Source organism: Deltaproteobacteria bacterium (assembly GCA_009929795.1).
GTDB lineage: Bacteria > Desulfobacterota > Desulfovibrionia > Desulfovibrionales > Desulfomicrobiaceae > RZZR01.
Genome location: RZZR01000012.1, coordinates 19451 through 35815, shown reverse-complemented (window position 1 = coordinate 35815; position 16365 = coordinate 19451). Strand labels below are relative to the sequence as shown.

General features: G+C 57.2%; 16 protein-coding genes. 3 read left to right on the top strand and 13 right to left on the bottom strand.

What is annotated here, in order from left to right:
* A partial coding sequence (locus EOM25_02850) for a hypothetical protein (protein ID NCC24129.1) occupies positions 1-1509 on the bottom strand: 1509 nt, incomplete at its 3' end.
* A 238-nt stretch (positions 1510-1747) separates the two neighbouring features.
* On the opposite strand from EOM25_02850, the gene EOM25_02845 reads away from it, so the two are divergent.
* Positions 1748-2767, top strand: a complete 1020-nt coding sequence (locus EOM25_02845; GenBank protein NCC24128.1) for a glycosyltransferase family 1 protein — start codon at positions 1748-1750, stop codon at positions 2765-2767.
* 83 nt (positions 2768-2850) lie between these two features.
* On the opposite strand, the gene EOM25_02840 is transcribed toward EOM25_02845, so the two are convergent.
* Genes EOM25_02840 through EOM25_02805 form a run of 8 tightly spaced genes read right to left on the bottom strand, consistent with a single transcriptional unit; the run spans position 2851 to position 9693 of the window.
* Positions 2851-3891, bottom strand: a complete 1041-nt coding sequence (locus EOM25_02840) for an FAD:protein FMN transferase (GenBank protein NCC24127.1) — start codon at positions 3889-3891, stop codon at positions 2851-2853.
* A 10-nt stretch (positions 3892-3901) separates the two neighbouring features.
* Positions 3902-4771 (bottom strand): Fe-S cluster domain-containing protein, encoded by an 870-nt coding sequence (locus EOM25_02835; GenBank protein NCC24126.1) that lies wholly within the window; start codon positions 4769-4771, stop codon positions 3902-3904.
* Between the two features lie 18 nt (positions 4772-4789).
* Positions 4790-5365 carry an RnfABCDGE type electron transport complex subunit A gene (locus tag EOM25_02830; GenBank protein NCC24125.1) on the bottom strand — a complete coding sequence of 192 codons (576 nt, stop codon included), beginning with the start codon at positions 5363-5365 and terminating at the stop codon, positions 4790-4792.
* A gap of 18 nt (positions 5366-5383) precedes the next feature.
* Complete coding sequence (locus EOM25_02825) at positions 5384-6103, bottom strand: electron transport complex subunit E (protein NCC24124.1); 720 nt, start codon at positions 6101-6103, stop codon at positions 5384-5386.
* A gap of 31 nt (positions 6104-6134) precedes the next feature.
* Positions 6135-6713 carry an RnfABCDGE type electron transport complex subunit G gene (locus EOM25_02820; protein NCC24123.1) on the bottom strand — a complete coding sequence of 193 codons (579 nt, stop codon included), beginning with the start codon at positions 6711-6713 and terminating at the stop codon, positions 6135-6137.
* 6 nt (positions 6714-6719) lie between these two features.
* Complete coding sequence (locus EOM25_02815; protein NCC24122.1) at positions 6720-7676, bottom strand: RnfABCDGE type electron transport complex subunit D; 957 nt, start codon at positions 7674-7676, stop codon at positions 6720-6722.
* Positions 7677-7734: 58 nt separating this feature from the next.
* On the bottom strand, positions 7735-8937 hold the full coding sequence (locus EOM25_02810; GenBank protein ID NCC24121.1) for a 4Fe-4S dicluster domain-containing protein: 1203 nt from the start codon (positions 8935-8937) through the stop codon (positions 7735-7737).
* The gene (locus tag EOM25_02805; GenBank protein ID NCC24120.1) at positions 8938-9693 is read right to left on the bottom strand and encodes a cytochrome C; all 756 of its coding nucleotides are present in this window, start codon (positions 9691-9693) and stop codon (positions 8938-8940) included. It abuts the gene before it with no gap.
* Positions 9694-10021: 328 nt separating this feature from the next.
* Here EOM25_02805 and EOM25_02800 point away from each other — a divergent pair, with 328 nt between their 5' ends.
* Positions 10022-10321 (top strand): hypothetical protein, encoded by a 300-nt coding sequence (locus tag EOM25_02800; protein NCC24119.1) that lies wholly within the window; start codon positions 10022-10024, stop codon positions 10319-10321.
* A gap of 24 nt (positions 10322-10345) precedes the next feature.
* Here the strand turns inward: EOM25_02800 and EOM25_02795 are convergent, their stop codons facing one another.
* Positions 10346-11656 carry an acetyl-CoA hydrolase/transferase family protein gene (locus tag EOM25_02795; GenBank protein NCC24118.1) on the bottom strand — a complete coding sequence of 437 codons (1311 nt, stop codon included), beginning with the start codon at positions 11654-11656 and terminating at the stop codon, positions 10346-10348.
* A gap of 366 nt (positions 11657-12022) precedes the next feature.
* Here EOM25_02795 and EOM25_02790 point away from each other — a divergent pair, with 366 nt between their 5' ends.
* Positions 12023-12286, top strand: coding sequence for an RNA-binding protein (locus tag EOM25_02790; protein ID NCC24117.1), 264 nt, complete (start codon positions 12023-12025; stop codon positions 12284-12286).
* Between the two features lie 79 nt (positions 12287-12365).
* Here EOM25_02790 and EOM25_02785 read toward each other — a convergent pair whose 3' ends face one another.
* Genes EOM25_02785 through EOM25_02775 form a run of 3 tightly spaced genes read right to left on the bottom strand, consistent with a single transcriptional unit; the run spans position 12366 to position 16356 of the window.
* Complete coding sequence (locus tag EOM25_02785; GenBank protein ID NCC24116.1) at positions 12366-13901, bottom strand: ATP-binding protein; 1536 nt, start codon at positions 13899-13901, stop codon at positions 12366-12368.
* 3 nt (positions 13902-13904) lie between these two features.
* Positions 13905-14504: a signal peptidase I gene (gene lepB, locus EOM25_02780; protein NCC24115.1), complete on the bottom strand. Its 600-nt coding sequence runs from the start codon at positions 14502-14504 to the stop codon at positions 13905-13907.
* 49 nt (positions 14505-14553) lie between these two features.
* Positions 14554-16356, bottom strand: a complete 1803-nt coding sequence (locus EOM25_02775) for an elongation factor 4 (protein NCC24114.1) — start codon at positions 16354-16356, stop codon at positions 14554-14556.
* Between the last annotated feature and the right edge of the window lie 9 nt (positions 16357-16365).

Sequence of the window (16365 nt, the reverse complement as noted above, 5' to 3'; positions counted from 1 at the left end):
CCCGTTGATGTACTGGGCTCCGTAACAGCTCACGTTATTGTATACGGATTTGCCCGTGGCCGTGCGATTGATGCCGTAGGCGAGCACTCGGGTGTCTGCGCCGAAACGGAAGAGGCCTGATTTCAGATACAATGTGTCCCGGGTTTCACCGAGCACGTCCTCCACGGCGTCGATAGCCTCTGCCCCAGACTTGGCCATCCAGACGTAGGTCGGCAGCTCCTCAATCCTGTTCGTACCCCCGTATTCCTCCAGAATGGCCTGGCGCAAAGAATCCAGGGCCGCCCGGTACTGTTCCTCGTTCGTGCCCGAACCGCGCTTGCGTGGCGCATACGGCGTCAGAAAGTCGGCCGTCCGGGGCGTATTCGGAGTCAGGCGCAGGACTTCCAGGGTCGGCCGATGAGTATAGACCTGACCGGCGTCCTTGTCCTTGGGATTGGAAAACCGGTGCAGGAAATTCATCATGTCCGCAAAATCGTCGTTGCCCAGACGGATCAGGTTCGGGTCCATGATGTCCAGGAGGACCTTGTTCGGATCCAGTCCGGCCTGAGACACGGCAGCCCGGACATCTTCGTACAGCTGCCGGTCTGCGGTGGAAACCAGAACGAAGAATGACTCGTAGGGCTCCACCTTGGCCCCGGAAGGGTTGCCATAAAACATGTCGTCCTGGATGTTGTAGGCGTTAATGGGATCGCCCAGCTGGGTGTAGATTTTCTGGCGGTCAAAGGGGTTGACGCCACTCAGACAGATGTTCAGGAAATAGCTTCGATAGCTGTAGTAGTCGCAGGTCGGCGGGGTCCGGCCGATGACCACCAGTCCCTCGTCCTCCCGCAAAGAGTAGGCGAACTGCACGGGCAGGATGGCGTGCGCGGCATCCGGCGGCAACGGGGCCTGGATGCAGAGATAGGGAAATCCGGCGTTGTTGGCGTTGGCGTTGGGTGAATACCCGGCCGCGCAGATCTCCACCGCATTGCTGAGACAAATGTCGCCCTGCTGAACCTGGTACCCGCTCCCCTCCAGGGCCGAAGCCACGCCTTGGGCCTCGGGAACGACATCGCCGATGCCCAGGGCCGGGGTTGCATTCACTACGATCTGTCTTTTCGCTTCGTCCACGGTCACGGTGCCGTTCAAGACCTGGCCCAGGAATCCGAGCGGAGCCCATAACCGACCACCATCCTCTTTGCAGGCCGGTTCCATGGGACAGAGCTGGACCTGGACCATGCCATAGGCATACCCGTTGCTGGCAAACCCGATCCGCTTGCCGTACTGGGCGACAATCCCCGTATCCATGTTGATGGGCAAAAACCGGCCGCCCACCCCCTCCATGAACCGGGCGATGTCCAAGAGCGCTCCACCCTTAGTGGATTGCCAATCGACTTTCGTTTCCGTGACCTGGCCGTTCAGAACCAGCGTCGCCGTATTCGGATCGTCGCCTCCGCTACCCTGGCATGAGGCCATGAGAGATGCCAGAAGCATGAACACGAACACCGTTGCAAAATTTTTACTTTCCATGACCAAGGACCTCCAGCCGTTTTCGGGTTGCGTTTTTACGATTCCAACAAAATCTTTATTTAGCCCGAAACGAACTGGCAAGCCGTTCTTTGCGTGACGCGAGACGAATTTTCTTGAATAATCCTCGAAACGATCCACTTGGCAGAGTTTTTTTACAATGCTATAATTACAGGATGATTACATCGTCCGAGATACTTCAAGACCCTGCGTTTGAAATCTCAGGTCTGTGGTGGAAAGCGTGAGTCGACTTCTCGCTTGGGTCGGAAACTCCTATTTCTCATCGGCCATGTCCGATCACGGTTGGGAAGTTCGGCACATTGACCTTTCCAAGCCATGGATGGACTGGGCCGGCATAGTGCGTCGCATCGGTTCCATACCTGACCTTATCGTCTACGGCGATCGAAGCCTAATCCCACCCATCCTTGGGCTGGAATCCTTTCCCTGTCCAACCCTCTTCTATTGCGTCGACAGCCATATCCATACTTGGTATCCATTTTACGCACAGGCCTTTGATCTCGTGGCCATGAATCTTTGGGACCATCTGCCCGCCTTTTTGAACCTACGCCTGCACCGGGATCGTTTTCTCTGGCTCCCCCTCTACTCCAAGGCCGGGGACTTGCCACATATAACCGAATCTGAATTCGATCTCCTTTTCGTCGGCAAGGTCGATCCGGAACTGACTCCGGGCCGAGCCGCCTTTCTGACCGAGCTAAACGAACTCTTCCCGAAACTCGTCCTGCGGCGCGGCGACTACCGGTCCCTCTACCCCAAGGCCCGGATTGTTCTCAACGTGGCCGAGCATGGGGACATGAATTTCAGGGTCTTTGAAGCCATGGGCTGTGGATCCTGCCTGTTGACTCCGGACATCGGGCATGGCCAGGATCGGCTTTTCGTTCACGGCCGAGATTTCTGGCTCTACCATCACGGAGACGCCAAATCGGCCGCCAAGGCTGCCGAACGGCTTCTTTTCGACGATGAACTCCGCCTGACCATTGGCCGCAATGCCTGGAAGAAAATCACAGAAGCTCACAAACCCATCCATAGGGCCGCCACACTGGCTGCTTGGCTCGATTCTTTCGATCTCCAGGAACTTATGCACGAACGACTAAAGGATGCGGCTCGAATCCGAGAAACCTATCTGAAGGTCCCCTACCTCCACTTTGCCGAGCAACGCTTCACCGAAGATCTCAGACAAGCCTATCTTCGCCACGCTACTCCTCAGACCGACCGCTCGGCTAACCCTCGAACGAAAGAATGAAAAATTCGGGGGCCTCTTTCGATCAAAATAAAAGGCGGGCCCGTAGGTCCGCCTTTTGTTCCGCGTTGGTCAAAATGAAAACCCTAGGTCCAAGTGATCCAGCCAGAAGATGTCAGCCTAGCTCCGGTCGAAGTCACCAGCAGACAATCATGCCCGGGCAGGGATGAGACGAGGCGCAGCGCCTCCCTTGGGTGCATGAGGCCCAAGGCCGTAGCCAGAGCGTCGGCCTCCATGACCGTTGGAGCCTGAACGCTGACACTGACCACATATTGCGGAGATGCCCCTGTTTCGGGATTGATCAGATGGTGTGAGGTTTTGGCCGAATTAAAAAATACCTCGTAACCTCCGGATGTAGCCATAGCCCCGGATTTCATCTCGACCACGGCCGGATATTTCCCGGCCTTGGCCGGATCTTCTATGGCAATCCGCCACGGATTCCTCTGGCCGTTCGAAGACCCCGACACCCGAATATCTCCTCCAGCGTCGACCATGAAATGTTCAATTCCGTTGTCCTGCAGGACACTGGCGGCCTGGTCGGCAATATATCCTTTGGCCACCCCGTCCAATGTCGCGGCCATTCCTTTGGCCTCGAAACGCAGGTTTGCACCATCCCTCCGAAGCCTTGACGCATCGACCAAGTCCAGGGCCTCACGCAATTCGTAGGCGTCGGGCCGACCGTTAGACCGGGATATAAGCTCGAGCACCGGAGCCACGGTCACGTCGAAATGTCCGGAGGTCATCCGGTGCAGACAGTCACAATATTCCACGACCTTCAGTAACTCCCCGGGAGCGCCCTTCAGGCGCATATCGTGATTCAAGGCCGACAAAGCCGTTGAGTCATCGAACCGGCTGAAGATGTTGATCTGGCGTTCCATTTCCTCAAAGGCCCGTCCCATGGCCTCCTGGCCCAGATCTCGGGAAGGCGCGAGTACCGTCAGGCCCACAAAGGTGCCCATAAGCATCCGCTGTTCAGCGATCCTAAACAGAGAGGGAGATGCCAGGGCCGGCAGAACTCGCAGGGCCGGGGATAGAGCCGTACCGCCGACCAGTACTGCCAGCGCCTTCAGAAAGGACCGGCGATCGTGTTTGAGATTTCCACGCTTCATGGCATTTCTCCGTGGCATTTGGACTGGGTTACGCGTTCAGATTCGTCTCGTTCGAGACTTCGGAATAGCCGACTGATTCCTTTGTCGAAGACTCGGGACTCAAACAGCGCAGGATGTTCCTTGGACACTTTTCCACACAGACCTCTTGACAGGACGGCCCGAAGGCCAAACAGGCCTTGTGGTCGATATGGATACGCTCGTCGATCATGGTGATGCACTCGGCCGGACATTTCTTGATGCAGGCCCCGCAACTGATGCATCCGGCCTCGCAGACGTCTTTTACGGCCTTGCCCTTGTCCTGGGACGAACAAAAGACCATGACACGAGCCCGCTTGGGAATAAGCTCCAGGATGGAATTCGGGCAGGTCCGCACGCAAGTTCCGCAACTCGTGCACTTGGCTGGAGCGATGTGCACCAGACCGTCCTCAATCCACATGGCGTCAAAGGGACAAGCTCGTACGCAGTCGCCAAACCCCAGGCAGGAGTACTTGCAGGCGTCAGGACCGTCCAGAATCATCTTGGCCGCGGCACAGCTCATGATTCCGGCATACTCGAACTTTCTTGCCACCTTGCCCTCGATTTTCACGCACCGTCTGAAGGCAACTTTCGGTTCGGCATCCCCAGCTGCTTTTCCGGTCAACGAGGCTACTCGGGCCACTGCGTCCGGACTGCAGGCGCAGCATTTGTTGGGTGGGACATCTGGATCGTTCAGGACAGCGATGGCGTAGGCCTCGCAGCCGGCAAATCCGCAGCCTCCGCAATTGGCTCCCGGCAGTGCGTCGAGAACCACCTCGACCCGGGGGTCCTCCTCCACATAAAGGGCCTTGGAGGCGATGGCCAGGATGCTGGCCGCTACAAATCCCAGGCCGAACAGGGTCAATACGGATGTCGTGATCATTGCGAGTTCTCCACAACCTTAGGCTATCATGCCCTTGAATGCCATGAACGCCAGGGACATGATCCCGGCCATGACCAGGCCGATGGGGGTACCGCGCATGGCCCGTGGAATCCGGGTCACCTCAAACTGTTCCCGGATGGCCGCCAGAATGACTAGGGCAAGCATAAAACCCGCCCCGGCCGCGACAGCGTAAAGAAGGGCGGTGACGAAGTCGAATTCCTTGCGTTGCACGAGGATGGCCACGCCCAGAACGGCACAGTTGGTGGTAATCAAAGGCAGAAAAATTCCCAAGGACTTGTACAGGGGCGGAACCATCTTTTTCAGAAACATCTCCACGAACTGCACCAGGGAAGCGATGACCAGAATGAAGACGATGGTCTGCAAATACCCGAGATGAAAGGGGATAAGCACGTGCTTTTGAATAAGATAGGTGAAAATCGTGGCCATGATGGTCACAAAGATGACGGCCGCGCCCATACCGATTGAGACGCTCTTTTCTTTCGAGCATCCGAGGTAGGGACAATTCCCCAGATACTGGGCCAGAACGATGTTGTTGACAAAGATGGCCGAGATGAAGAGCAGAAAAGTATCCATGCGCCGTGGCTCCCGTGGTTAGCTTTTGGCCGATTCCAGCCGTTCCAGCTTCTTCTGGTTGACGATCTTTTCCAAGCCCTTGCAGGCCATGCATCCGGAGCATCCGGCGTCGAAGTTAGGATCGAGCTCCACGCCCTTTCGTTTGGCCTGCCAGATGTTGAGAAAATTCATGCCCGCCAGGATGAGCCCCAGACAGACAAAAGCGCCCGGCGCCTGGACCATGAATGTGAAGGGCTCGAAATTCGGGCCGAAAAGATCCGCGCCGAACAAGGTCCCTGCCCCGAAGGCCTCCCGGAGCCCGCCCAAAAAAGTCAGGGACAGGGTGAAGCCGATGCCCATACCCAGCCCGTCGGCAAGGGCCAAATGGGGAGGGTTCTTGGCGGCAAAGGCCTCGGCTCGGCCCAGGATGATGCAGTTGACCACGATCAGGGGGACGAAGATGCCCAATTGCTGGTATAGGGGGTAGGCGAAGGCCTGCATGAGCATCTCGACCGTGACTACCAGAGAAGCCGCGATGGCGATGAAGCACGCGATGCGGACCTTCTTGGGAATGATGTTCCTGACCAGAGAGATGATGACGTTGGAGAGCGTAAGGACGAATATGACCGCAGCGCCCATGCCGAGACCGTTGTTGGCGGTATTGGTCACCGCCAGAACCGGGCAGAGGCCGAGAACGAGTCGGAAGGGAGGAAGCTCCTTCCACAACCCTTTGGTGAATTCCTGCATCATGCTGGCCATTGATTTCTCCTTGGGGCGAACCGTGCGCCGATTACCAAGTCGTTGAGATCGTGTCCTTCAGAGCCGCATACCACCCCGAGGCCTGCTTGACCGCATCGGCCGCTGCGATGGACGAAAGCGTCGCCCCAGAGACGGCGTCAATGTCTCCGCCATCCTTCTTGAGAGAGGCCTTGCCCGGCTCTTTGCCCCGAAACTGTTTTGTAAAGGCGGTCTCCTGAATGCGGGAGCCCAATCCTGGAGTCTCCTTGTGGGTGGTCACGCTAATGCCGATCAGTCTTCCAGTTGATACATCGAAGCCCACGATGACATTGACCTCCCCTCCGTATCCTTTGCCCGAGGCCTCCATGGCCACGGACTGGAGCTTGCCATCCTTCATGGCCGGGAAAACCATGACCGATTCCTCGCCTCCGGGCAGAGGTAAGGCCTTGCGGTCGGCAATTGGGTCGTTGGTGCTGTGCAGAAAAATCTGCTTCAAGGCCGGCCCCTGCACGTTGGTCAAAACCTGCTCCTCGATGATGGGGGTGGTCACGACCTTCAGGCCGGAAAGGACGAACCCTGCCAACCCGGTGATGGCCGAAAGCACGACCACCATGCGAACAATTTCCATCATGGCCCGCTACCTCCCGCCAAAGGGTTTGGGTTGGATCAGGTCGAAGAGCGGTGTGCACAGATTCATGAGCAGAACGGCGAAAGGTACGCCATCTGGGTAAATGCCGTACGTTCGAATGATGATCACAAGGGCCCCGCCCATGAGCCCGTAGACGAGCATGGGGATCCGCCATGTCGGTGAGGACGATGGATACGGCATGAGGAAGAAGGCTGCCAGCATGGTGCTGCCGGAAAAGAGATGGAATATTGGGGATGCGTAGACCAGCGGATCGATCAGATTATAGATCAGACCGGTCGCGTAGACACCGACCAGAAAAGAAGCGGGGATGTACCAGCGGAGCTGCCTGGTTGCCAGTAATAGAATGCCCCCGAGCAGAACCATCAGAACTTGTGACGCACCCAGGGCACCCAGGTTGTCCCCAAGAAGCAGTCCGGTCGTGCTCACCTCGGAGATGGCCTCCAGACCGAAATACTTCAACTCGCTCAACGGCTCGATAAGGTCCCATTTGAGGAGCATGGCGTTGAGATCCATCAGGTCGGGCCACGAAATGGCCAATACCGCCCAGCCGACAGCCGGGGCGCAGACCGGACTTCCGCCAAAACCGCCGAAAACCATGCGTCCGAGGACAATCATCACTGCGCTCCCAAAGGCCACCAGCCACCATGGGGCCGTAGCAGGAAGCAGAAAGGCGAACAACAGGCCGTCGACCAATGCGCTGAAATCGTCCGACGTCGGGGCCTGTTTCATCAACTTCTGGACCAAGGCCTCGGTGATCACGGCCGATAGTCCGGCCCAGGCCATGACCTGCACGGCGTCGTACCCGTACCGGTACACGGCCATGGCCGCTGCCGGCAAAAGGGCGGCCAGCATGAGGAGCATGGTGGATCGGATGGTTCTCCCACAATGCCAGAGGGGAGCCGAAGTCACGGTGAACAAATTTTTACTGATTGCCTGGCTTGCCATGAACTCTCACCCTTGTTGGTTCATTTCGACGATACGGGGATAAACGAGCACCGAAAATTCAATCTTGGAGCCTGCATGTGGCAACCTCGGCATCCCTGGCCGCCAGGTGAGCCTTGGCCATGAGAATATAATGCATCACCGGACGATTGGCCGGACAGACGAAGGTACACATGCCGCATTCGAGACAGGCTTCCACATGCAGGGTTCGGGTGGCTTCGAAAAACCCGAACTCGGCATTCCTGGAAAGCATGCCCGGTTGAATCCTGGCCGGACAGGCCAGAACGCACTCGCCGCAATTGACGCAGGGGTTGGGGGCGACTTCGGGAAACTCCCCTGCGGGAACCACGGTCACTGCTGTGGCATTCTCCGGAATGCCCATACCCAGGTCTCCGATGGCCTGGCCCCTCATGGGCCCGCCCAAGGCCACCTTCCACCCTGCAGCCGGCGTGACCCCGGCCTCGCTCAAAATCTCGCTCACGGCCATGCCCGTGGGGACCCTGAAGAAATGATCGCCGACCGTGATCACGGCTTCAACCAAGGGCTGCCCGGTTTCAGCCACCCGCCCAACCCGGTAGAGGTCGGAAACCGAAATGATGTCGACGTTGTCCGGCCGTTCCGCGCCAGTGACCGCGTGGACAACAAGAGGGTCGATGGTGGCCGGATAGAGATCACTGGCTTCGACCGTGGTGCAGCCGTGCAGGGTCGGATTGGTCCCGGCCGCAGCCACCAATTTGATTGATCCGGGGCGAATCGCCCGCTCCAGGACTTGGACACCTTTTTCAAGCGTCTTGTGAGCGTGCTTGAGCAGACACTCGCTAACCGAAACCCCGGGTTCGGGATTGAGGCCGTTGACGATCAGGGTCCGGGAGGGGTGAAATCTATGGGTGTCGATGCCCAGTTCCATGAGGGTTCGAACGAGTTCCTCTCCGGTCAAAGATCCCAGCTCGGCGCAAGGTTCAGGAGATTTGAATTCAGGCGGCGCTTCTCCTTCTTTCGAAGCCGGGGCGGGGCCTATAACGATCACGCCCGGACCGATTTCCTCCACGGCCCCATCAATGCTTGCGTGCACGTATCCGACGCAGTAGGCGTTCTTGGTGGAGTTTTCGGCCACAATCTGCCCCCGGGACACGAGCTGCTTCTTCTTGACCGTGGCTTTATGCTTGGCGTCCAGGGGAATCCGGACCGTTGCGGGGGTCTTGACATCCTGGAGACCGCCCTTGACCTCGACCGAAGTGTGCAGACGTGGTTTTATCATGGTCATCTACCTGGTGTGGCAACGGGTGCAGGATGTATCGCCAAAGGGCCCTTTTCCGACCTTTTCGTGACAGGTCATGCATTGGTCGTGAAAGGAGTCCATGCGATGAGGCAATGGGACGGCCTCAGTCTCGTAGTGACAGGAACTGCAAGACGGCTGTTTGAGTCCGGGTTTTCCGGGCAAAAACTCATGGCAGGATTTGCAGCCGCCAAGCTTTTCCTCGTACATGTCCGCATGACAGTTCTCGCACCGGACATGGACGGCCTCCCGCAGCGAGGGGGTGTCGCCCTCTGCCTTTTCACCATGACACTGGTTGCAGGCCCCGGGCTCCGGCTCTATGTCAGTGTCGTGGTGGCAGTCCGTGCAGCTAGTGGCGAACAGCTCACTGTGGTCGTCGTGACTGTAGGTCAATCCGCCCATTTCGGCGTGGTGACAGCGGGTGCAGGTGTCCTCGGGCAAATCCGTTTGATGATCCGATGAAAACTTGGCGTCGAACTCGGTGGCATGACATGAACCGCAAGGCAATGGAGTGGGACTGACAGTTTCGCTTTCGTGATGGCAGTCGACACAGTTGCCGCCCATCTTGTCGACGTAGTCCACATGGCGGGAATGGGTGAAGACGACTCGCCCGCCCTTGTTTTGCAGTGACAAACGAACAGGAAGCTCTTCAGATGTGACCGGTACGATCTGACCGCCGACGATCAAAAGTGCCAGTATGCCGCAGACAATAATAATAGGTGTATAACGATTTTTCAAGGCCATGTCCTTGTGTTCCGGTTAGACACGAGCAAAACGGAAATACTGGATCTTGAACGGACTGCATCAATACAACTGCATGAAAACGCCATGGGATTAGGCTTGCTGGTCAAGCATGTGCGTCCTATAGTCGATGCCTGAAAAAATGTAAACCTCGATTGCAAAAAAAATCGACGAAGTGAAAAATGGTGCTCTGGCCTCCGTTCCTGAATGGCCCCAAAAAACCGTCCCAGAAATAATGCCGCATCCCTCCGCCGAGCCGATCCGCTCTGTTTGGCGGGGGATTAAACGGTTTGCCCTGAAAAGGCATCATCATCACAAGGAGGACTTCCTCGTGAACTTCCAGATCTACTCCTTTCTGCTTGGTCTTTTCGCCGCCTTCCTGACCCGAAACGTCTGGGACTACCGGGTGAACACCACCCGGCCAAACCACGACCGTATGGGGGCGGAAATCAACTGGCACGTGGGTTTCGGCGTGGCCTGGATTCCTGTCATCCTCGCCGCCTCGCTCCATGATCAAGCCCCGTGGTGGACCGCTATAACCGTTCTGGCTTTAACTCCGGTCGCATCATTTGCCGCGCTCCTTCTGTTACGCTTCCTGTTGACGATCTCGCGCCGGATCCTTCACCGCTGATGGCTCGGACGTTCCAGAAGCCGTTTAGAACAATCGCATCTCCTGGGCCTGACGGGTCAACTCGCCCCGAAAAGCCGGGTCGGCGATACTGATGATGAGTTCAGCCCGCTCTCCCACGGTTCGATGCTTCAGGTTTACAAGGCCATGCTCGGTACACAGGTAGTGAACATCCATACGTGGCGTGGTCACGGCCACCCCACGTTCGAGCATGGGTACGATTCTGGAGATGGTCCCGTTTTTGGCCGTTGAATAGAGAGTCATGATCGACTTTCCGCCCCTGGCCGCATAGGCCCCGCGAACAAAGTCAAGCTGCCCTCCCGTGCCGCTGAACTGAAAGCCAGCGAGATGCTCGGCGTTGCACTGCCCGGTCAAGTCCACTTCCAGAATAGAGTTCACGGCGATCATGTGATCGTTCTGCGAGATGACAGCCGGGTCCATAACATAATCCGAAGGGAAACTGGCCATGGACGGGTTGTCGTCCATGAAATCAAAAACCTCGTCGGTCCCATAGGCCACAGAAAAGACATGCTTTCTCGGGTGGATAGCCTTTTTCCGACCTGTAACCACACCTTTCAATATCAGATCCATCATCCCCGGTCCGAACAATTCGCTGTGAATGCCAAGGTCTTTGTGACCTCCTAGCTCAGGGCAGATGGCGTTGGGCAGGGTCCCGATGCCCAGCTGGAGAACCGCTCCATCCGGGATAATCTCCGCAATTCTTCGACCGACCCTGGCATCCAGGGGATTGATCTCTGGAGCCGGGATCTGAAGCAGCTGGGTATGGTTCTCGATCACTGAGTGAACTTCCGAAATATGAACCAGAGAATCGCCAAAGACCCGGGGCATGTTCCGGTTGACCTCGACGATCAAGCGCTTGGCTTGTCTGGCAGCGGTGCTTGTCAGGTCATTGGCGGTGCCGAATGTGAAGAAACCGGCCCTGTCCATGGGCGAAACCATGGTCAGACACACATCCACATCCATATACTCACGGATGAACTTCGGCACTTGGTGCAAATAGCAGGGGATGAACTGCACCAGCCCGGCCGAGGCCAAGGTTCGGGTGACCGGACTCAGAAACCAGCATCTTGCCTTGATGACATCCAGCAGGTCCGGTTGTAGATACGTTTTCGAAGCCGTTTTCTGAGGATTGAACGAATAGATGCATACATCTCGAAGGTCGCCGGCTCTGGCCCTGTCGGCAAGGGCCTGAAGAAGGGCCGGCGGTTCGGCGATGGTCACCCCGTGGATAATCACGCTTCCATCGGAGATCCCCTCGACGGCTTTTTCTGCGCTGACAAGCTTGGTCTTGTACTCGGTCAGAAAACGACTACTCATTATCCCCAGCCTCCTCTGTTCGGCCTGCTCGGACACATGTGCCCGTTGACCCTGCTGCTTGCCTGATTACTACAGCACTTTGCCCGACTTTGACAGTTCTGTCGAGTCCCCATCCCCAATCGACGATGCCTCCAGGAAAATCTATCCCCTTGCTTCAAATCCATTCAAACGACAAAATTCTCCTTGACATGACTCCATCATTAAGAATATTCATTCAGGACCAGCGATGAACGGCAATATGTGGTTTAAGTTGTTCGCGACTTTAGCTGGCAGGTCAGTTTCGGTTTCATCGAAACAAGCGTTCACTCTGAGGCCACGGTTTTTTGCGCTATGCGCATTGTTTTTTTACTTTTTGGAGTTTTTTGAATGTCGAAGAACATCTATGTCGGCAATCTGCCCTGGTCCGCTACCGAGAAAGACATCCGCGAAGCCTTTGAAGCGTACGGAGTCGTCAATTCGGTCAACCTGATCGAAGACCGCGAAACCGGTCGTCCTCGTGGTTTCGGTTTCGTCGAGATGGAAAACGATGGTGCTGCCAAGGCCATCGAAAATCTTGACGGAAAAGATTTTGGAGGCCGAACCCTCAAGGTCAACGAGGCCCGTCCCCGCGCCGAGCGGCCCCGCTGGTAGACATCCAGAGCGGTCGAAATAGCGAGACAAAACCCGCCCCCTCTTCGGAAGGGGCGGGTTTTTTATTGATCATACAAGTTTATGGCCTTTCCTGACGATCCAAGGTGCGATAGTTGATGGCCTCGGCAAGATGGCCGATGTCCATTATTTCTGTTCCTTCCACGTCGGCAATTGTCCGGGCGATGCGCAGTACCCTGGTAAAGGCCCGGGCAGAGAGACCCAGACGAGAAACGGCCTCTTCCAGAAATTTGTGTTCGCCCCGGCCAAGGGGACAAAATTTCTGAAGCCAGCGGCCTGAGAGGTCGGCGTTGGTCTTGATGGGGAGGCCATTGTAACGGCCCGACTGAAGCTTTCGGGCCCGGTCGATCTGGTCTCGCATGGTCGCCGAATCGACCCCACCCACCTCCGATTTCAGATCTTTATACGGGACGGCCGGAACCTCCACATGCAAGTCAATGCGATCTAACAGGGGTCCTGAAAGCCGGGAGCGATAACGCTGGATTTGTTGAGGTGTGCAGGTACACGGATGACGGTCGTCAGTCAGGAACCCGCAGGGACAGGGATTCATGGCCGCCACGAGCATAAAGTCAGCGGGATAGGTCAAGGACATGGCTGCCCGGGAAATGGTCACCCGGCCGTCCTCCAAAGGTTGGCGAAGGACTTCCAGCACCGGCTTTCTAAACTCAGGCAACTCGTCCAGGAACAACACGCCCCGATGGGAGAGGGAAACCTCGCCGGGCCGGGGGATATGTCCGCCGCCGATGAGGCCCGCGTCGGAAATAGTGTGGTGGGGGCTGCGAAAGGGCCTGGAAACGACCAGGGCCTGACCCGGCTCCAATTGCCCTGCTACGCTGTAGATCTTGGTCACGTCGAGGGCTTCTTCGAAATCGAGGAGGGGAAGGACCGTGGGTATCCTCTGGGCGAGCATGGTCTTGCCGCTGCCTGGGGGCCCCATAAGCAGAATGTTGTGACCTCCGGCGGCGGCGATCTCAATTGCCCGCTTGGCGTGCTCCTGTCCCCGAACCTCGCCGAAGTCCAGAGGAAACTCGTTTCGTCTGTGCCACAACCGGCCGGGATCATTTTCCAGAGGCCTGGCTTCAACCTCACCGACCAAAAAGGCGACAACGTCCTGAAGACTCCGGAAGGGATAGACATTCAGGCCTTTGACCACCGAGGCCTCCGGGCCGTTCTCGACGGGGAGAATCATGCCCGTGGCTTTGCGGGACCGGGCGTGAACTGCCAAAGACAGCGCCCCGGTGATGGGCTTAAGTTCCCCGGCCAGGGATAGCTCCGCTGCGGGAAGAAACCCGGTCAGGGCTTCCTGAAAAATGGCACCTGAGGCCGCAAGCAGGCCCAATGCCAAGGGCAAATCATAGGCGCTGCCCTCCTTGCGCCGATCAGCCGGGGCAAAATTGACCGTGATTCGGGACGGCGGAATTCTGTACCCGCAATTCTTGAGTGCCGAGAAGACTCGCTCCTTGCTCTCCCGCACTGCTCCTTCGGCCAAGCCGACCATGGTGAAGGCAGGCAGGCCCGACCTAGCCAAGTCCACCTCGAGTTCGACGTCGAAGGCGTCGATTCCAATCAGGGCTGCGGTGTGGACCCGAACAACCATGGTCTACTCCACGAGTTGCCCGATCCTGCCCCAGCGGATGTTGTCGAAGCCCTGCCAGGACCAATAGATGATCAGAGCCTTGCCCTCGATGGTGTTGCGGTCAACGAAGCCCCAGAATCTTGAATCATAGGATTCGTCACGGTTATCACCCATGACGAAATACTTTCCTTCGGGCACGGTCAGAGGGGGCATTTCGTCCCGTCGGGGCATGATCCGGGAATCGACGTGCTGGATGTAGGGCTCGTCCAGCAACTCGCCGTTACGGATGACGGCCTTGTCCCGGATCTCGATCACGTCTCCAGGCAGGCCGATGATCCGCTTAATGAAGTCCTTGGACGGATCTTCGGGAAACTCGAAAACCACCACGTCCTGGAAGGAGGGATCCTTGAACTCGGCCACCATGATGTGTGTGAAAGGAATCTTCAATCCATACAAAAACTTGTTGACCAACAGGTGGTCGCCAATCTGCAGGGTCTGAAGCATCGACCCGGATGGGATCTTGAAGGCCTGGACCACAAAGGACCTGATGATAAACGCCAAGACCAGGGCGATGATCAGGGCCTCGGCATAGTCCTTGAGTACCGTCTGCCAGCGAGGTTCCATGGAAGTTATCCGCCTTGTTTGATGTTGCCGCCGGGAAGCTCCGGGCGTTCTATTCGTCCGCCTGCAATGCGGCCAGGAAGGCCTCCTGGGGGATCTCCACGCTGCCCATGCGCTTCATCCGCTTCTTGCCTTCCTTTTGCTTCTCAAGAAGCTTCCGCTTCCGGGTAATATCCCCGCCATAGCACTTGGCCGTAACGTCCTTGCGCAGGGGTGCGTTGCGCTCCCGGGCCACGATCTTGTTCCCGATGGCCGCCTGAATGACCACCTCGAACATCTGTCTGGGTATGACCCGCTTGAGCTTCAGGGCCAGGGCCCGACCACGGTGGTAGGCATTCTCCCGATGCACGATGACGCTCATGGCGTCCACCGGATCCCCGTTAATGAGAATGTCCAACTTGACCAAATCCGACGGACGATAGTCTATGACTTCATAATCTAAGGAAGCATATCCCTTGGTCATGGATTTGAGACGGTCAAAGAAGTCGTAGACAATTTCGGGAAAGGGCAATTCGTAGGTGATGACCACCCGGGTCGAGGTCAAATAGCGCATATCCTTCTGGATGCCGCGCTTTTCTTCGCAGAGCTTGAAAACGTTGCCCACGTACTCGTTGGGTACGTGTATCTCCATGCGAACAAATGGCTCGTTGACCGTTTCAATCTCGTCCGGCACCGGGAGCTTGCTCGGGTTATCTATCTCGAGAATCTTGCCGTCCTTGCGGTGGACGCGGTAGATGACAGACGGCGCCGTGGCGATAATGGAGGCCCCAAACTCCCGCTCCAGGCGCTCCTGGATGATTTCCATGTGAAGAAGCCCAAGGAAACCGCACCGAAAACCGAATCCCAGGGCGTGAGAGGTTTCGGCCTCGTAGGTCAGAGCGGCGTCATTGAGCTGAAGCTTCTCCAACGCCCCCTTGAGAATCTCGTACTCTGCCGACTCCACGGGATAGAGCCCGCAGAAGACCATGGGCTTGACCCGCTTGAACCCCGGAAAGGGATTCGCGGTCGGACGATCCGAGGCGGTGATCGTGTCACCGACCTGGGCTTCTCTGAGCTCCTTGATGGACGCGCAGAGAAACCCGACCTCGCCCGGCCCGAGTGCGTCGATGTCCATGGGATCTGGCGAGATAACCCCCAATTTGGTCACCTCGAAGGCCTTGGCAGTTGAATACATCCGAATTTTCTGCCCGAAACGGATGACACCGTCCAAAACTCGAAACAGTACGACCACCCCCTGGTAGGAATCGTACCAGGAATCGAAGATCAAAGCCCGCAAAGGCACGTTGGGACTGCCCTTGGGGGCTGGAATGGTCTTGACCAATTTTTCCAATAGATCTGGAACTCCGGTTCCGGCCTTGGCGCTGACTAGAGTCACGTCTGAGCAATCCAGACCGATGACCTCCTCAATCTCGTGGGCCACCCGGTCAGGATCGGCACTGGGCAGATCGATCTTGTTCAAAACCGGCAGGACCTCCAGATCATGGTCGAGGGCCATGTAGACATTGGCCAGGGTCTGGGCCTCTACTCCCTGGGTGGCATCCACGACCAGAAGAGCCCCATCGCAAGCGGCCAGACTTCGGGAAACCTCGTAACTGAAATCCACATGCCCCGGGGTGTCGATGATGTTCAAAAGATATTTGATTCCGTCGCGCCCCGAATAGGGGATCCGGACCGACTGGGCCTTGATGGTGATGCCCCGCTCCCGCTCCAGGTCCATGCGGTCCAGGTACTGGTCCTTTCTGTCCCGATCCTGGACGAGGCCCGTGAACTCTAGGATCCGGTCGGCAAGGGTGGACTTGCCGTGGTCGATGTGAGCGATGATGCTGAAATTTCTGATATGCGACTGGTCGAACATGGATTGATC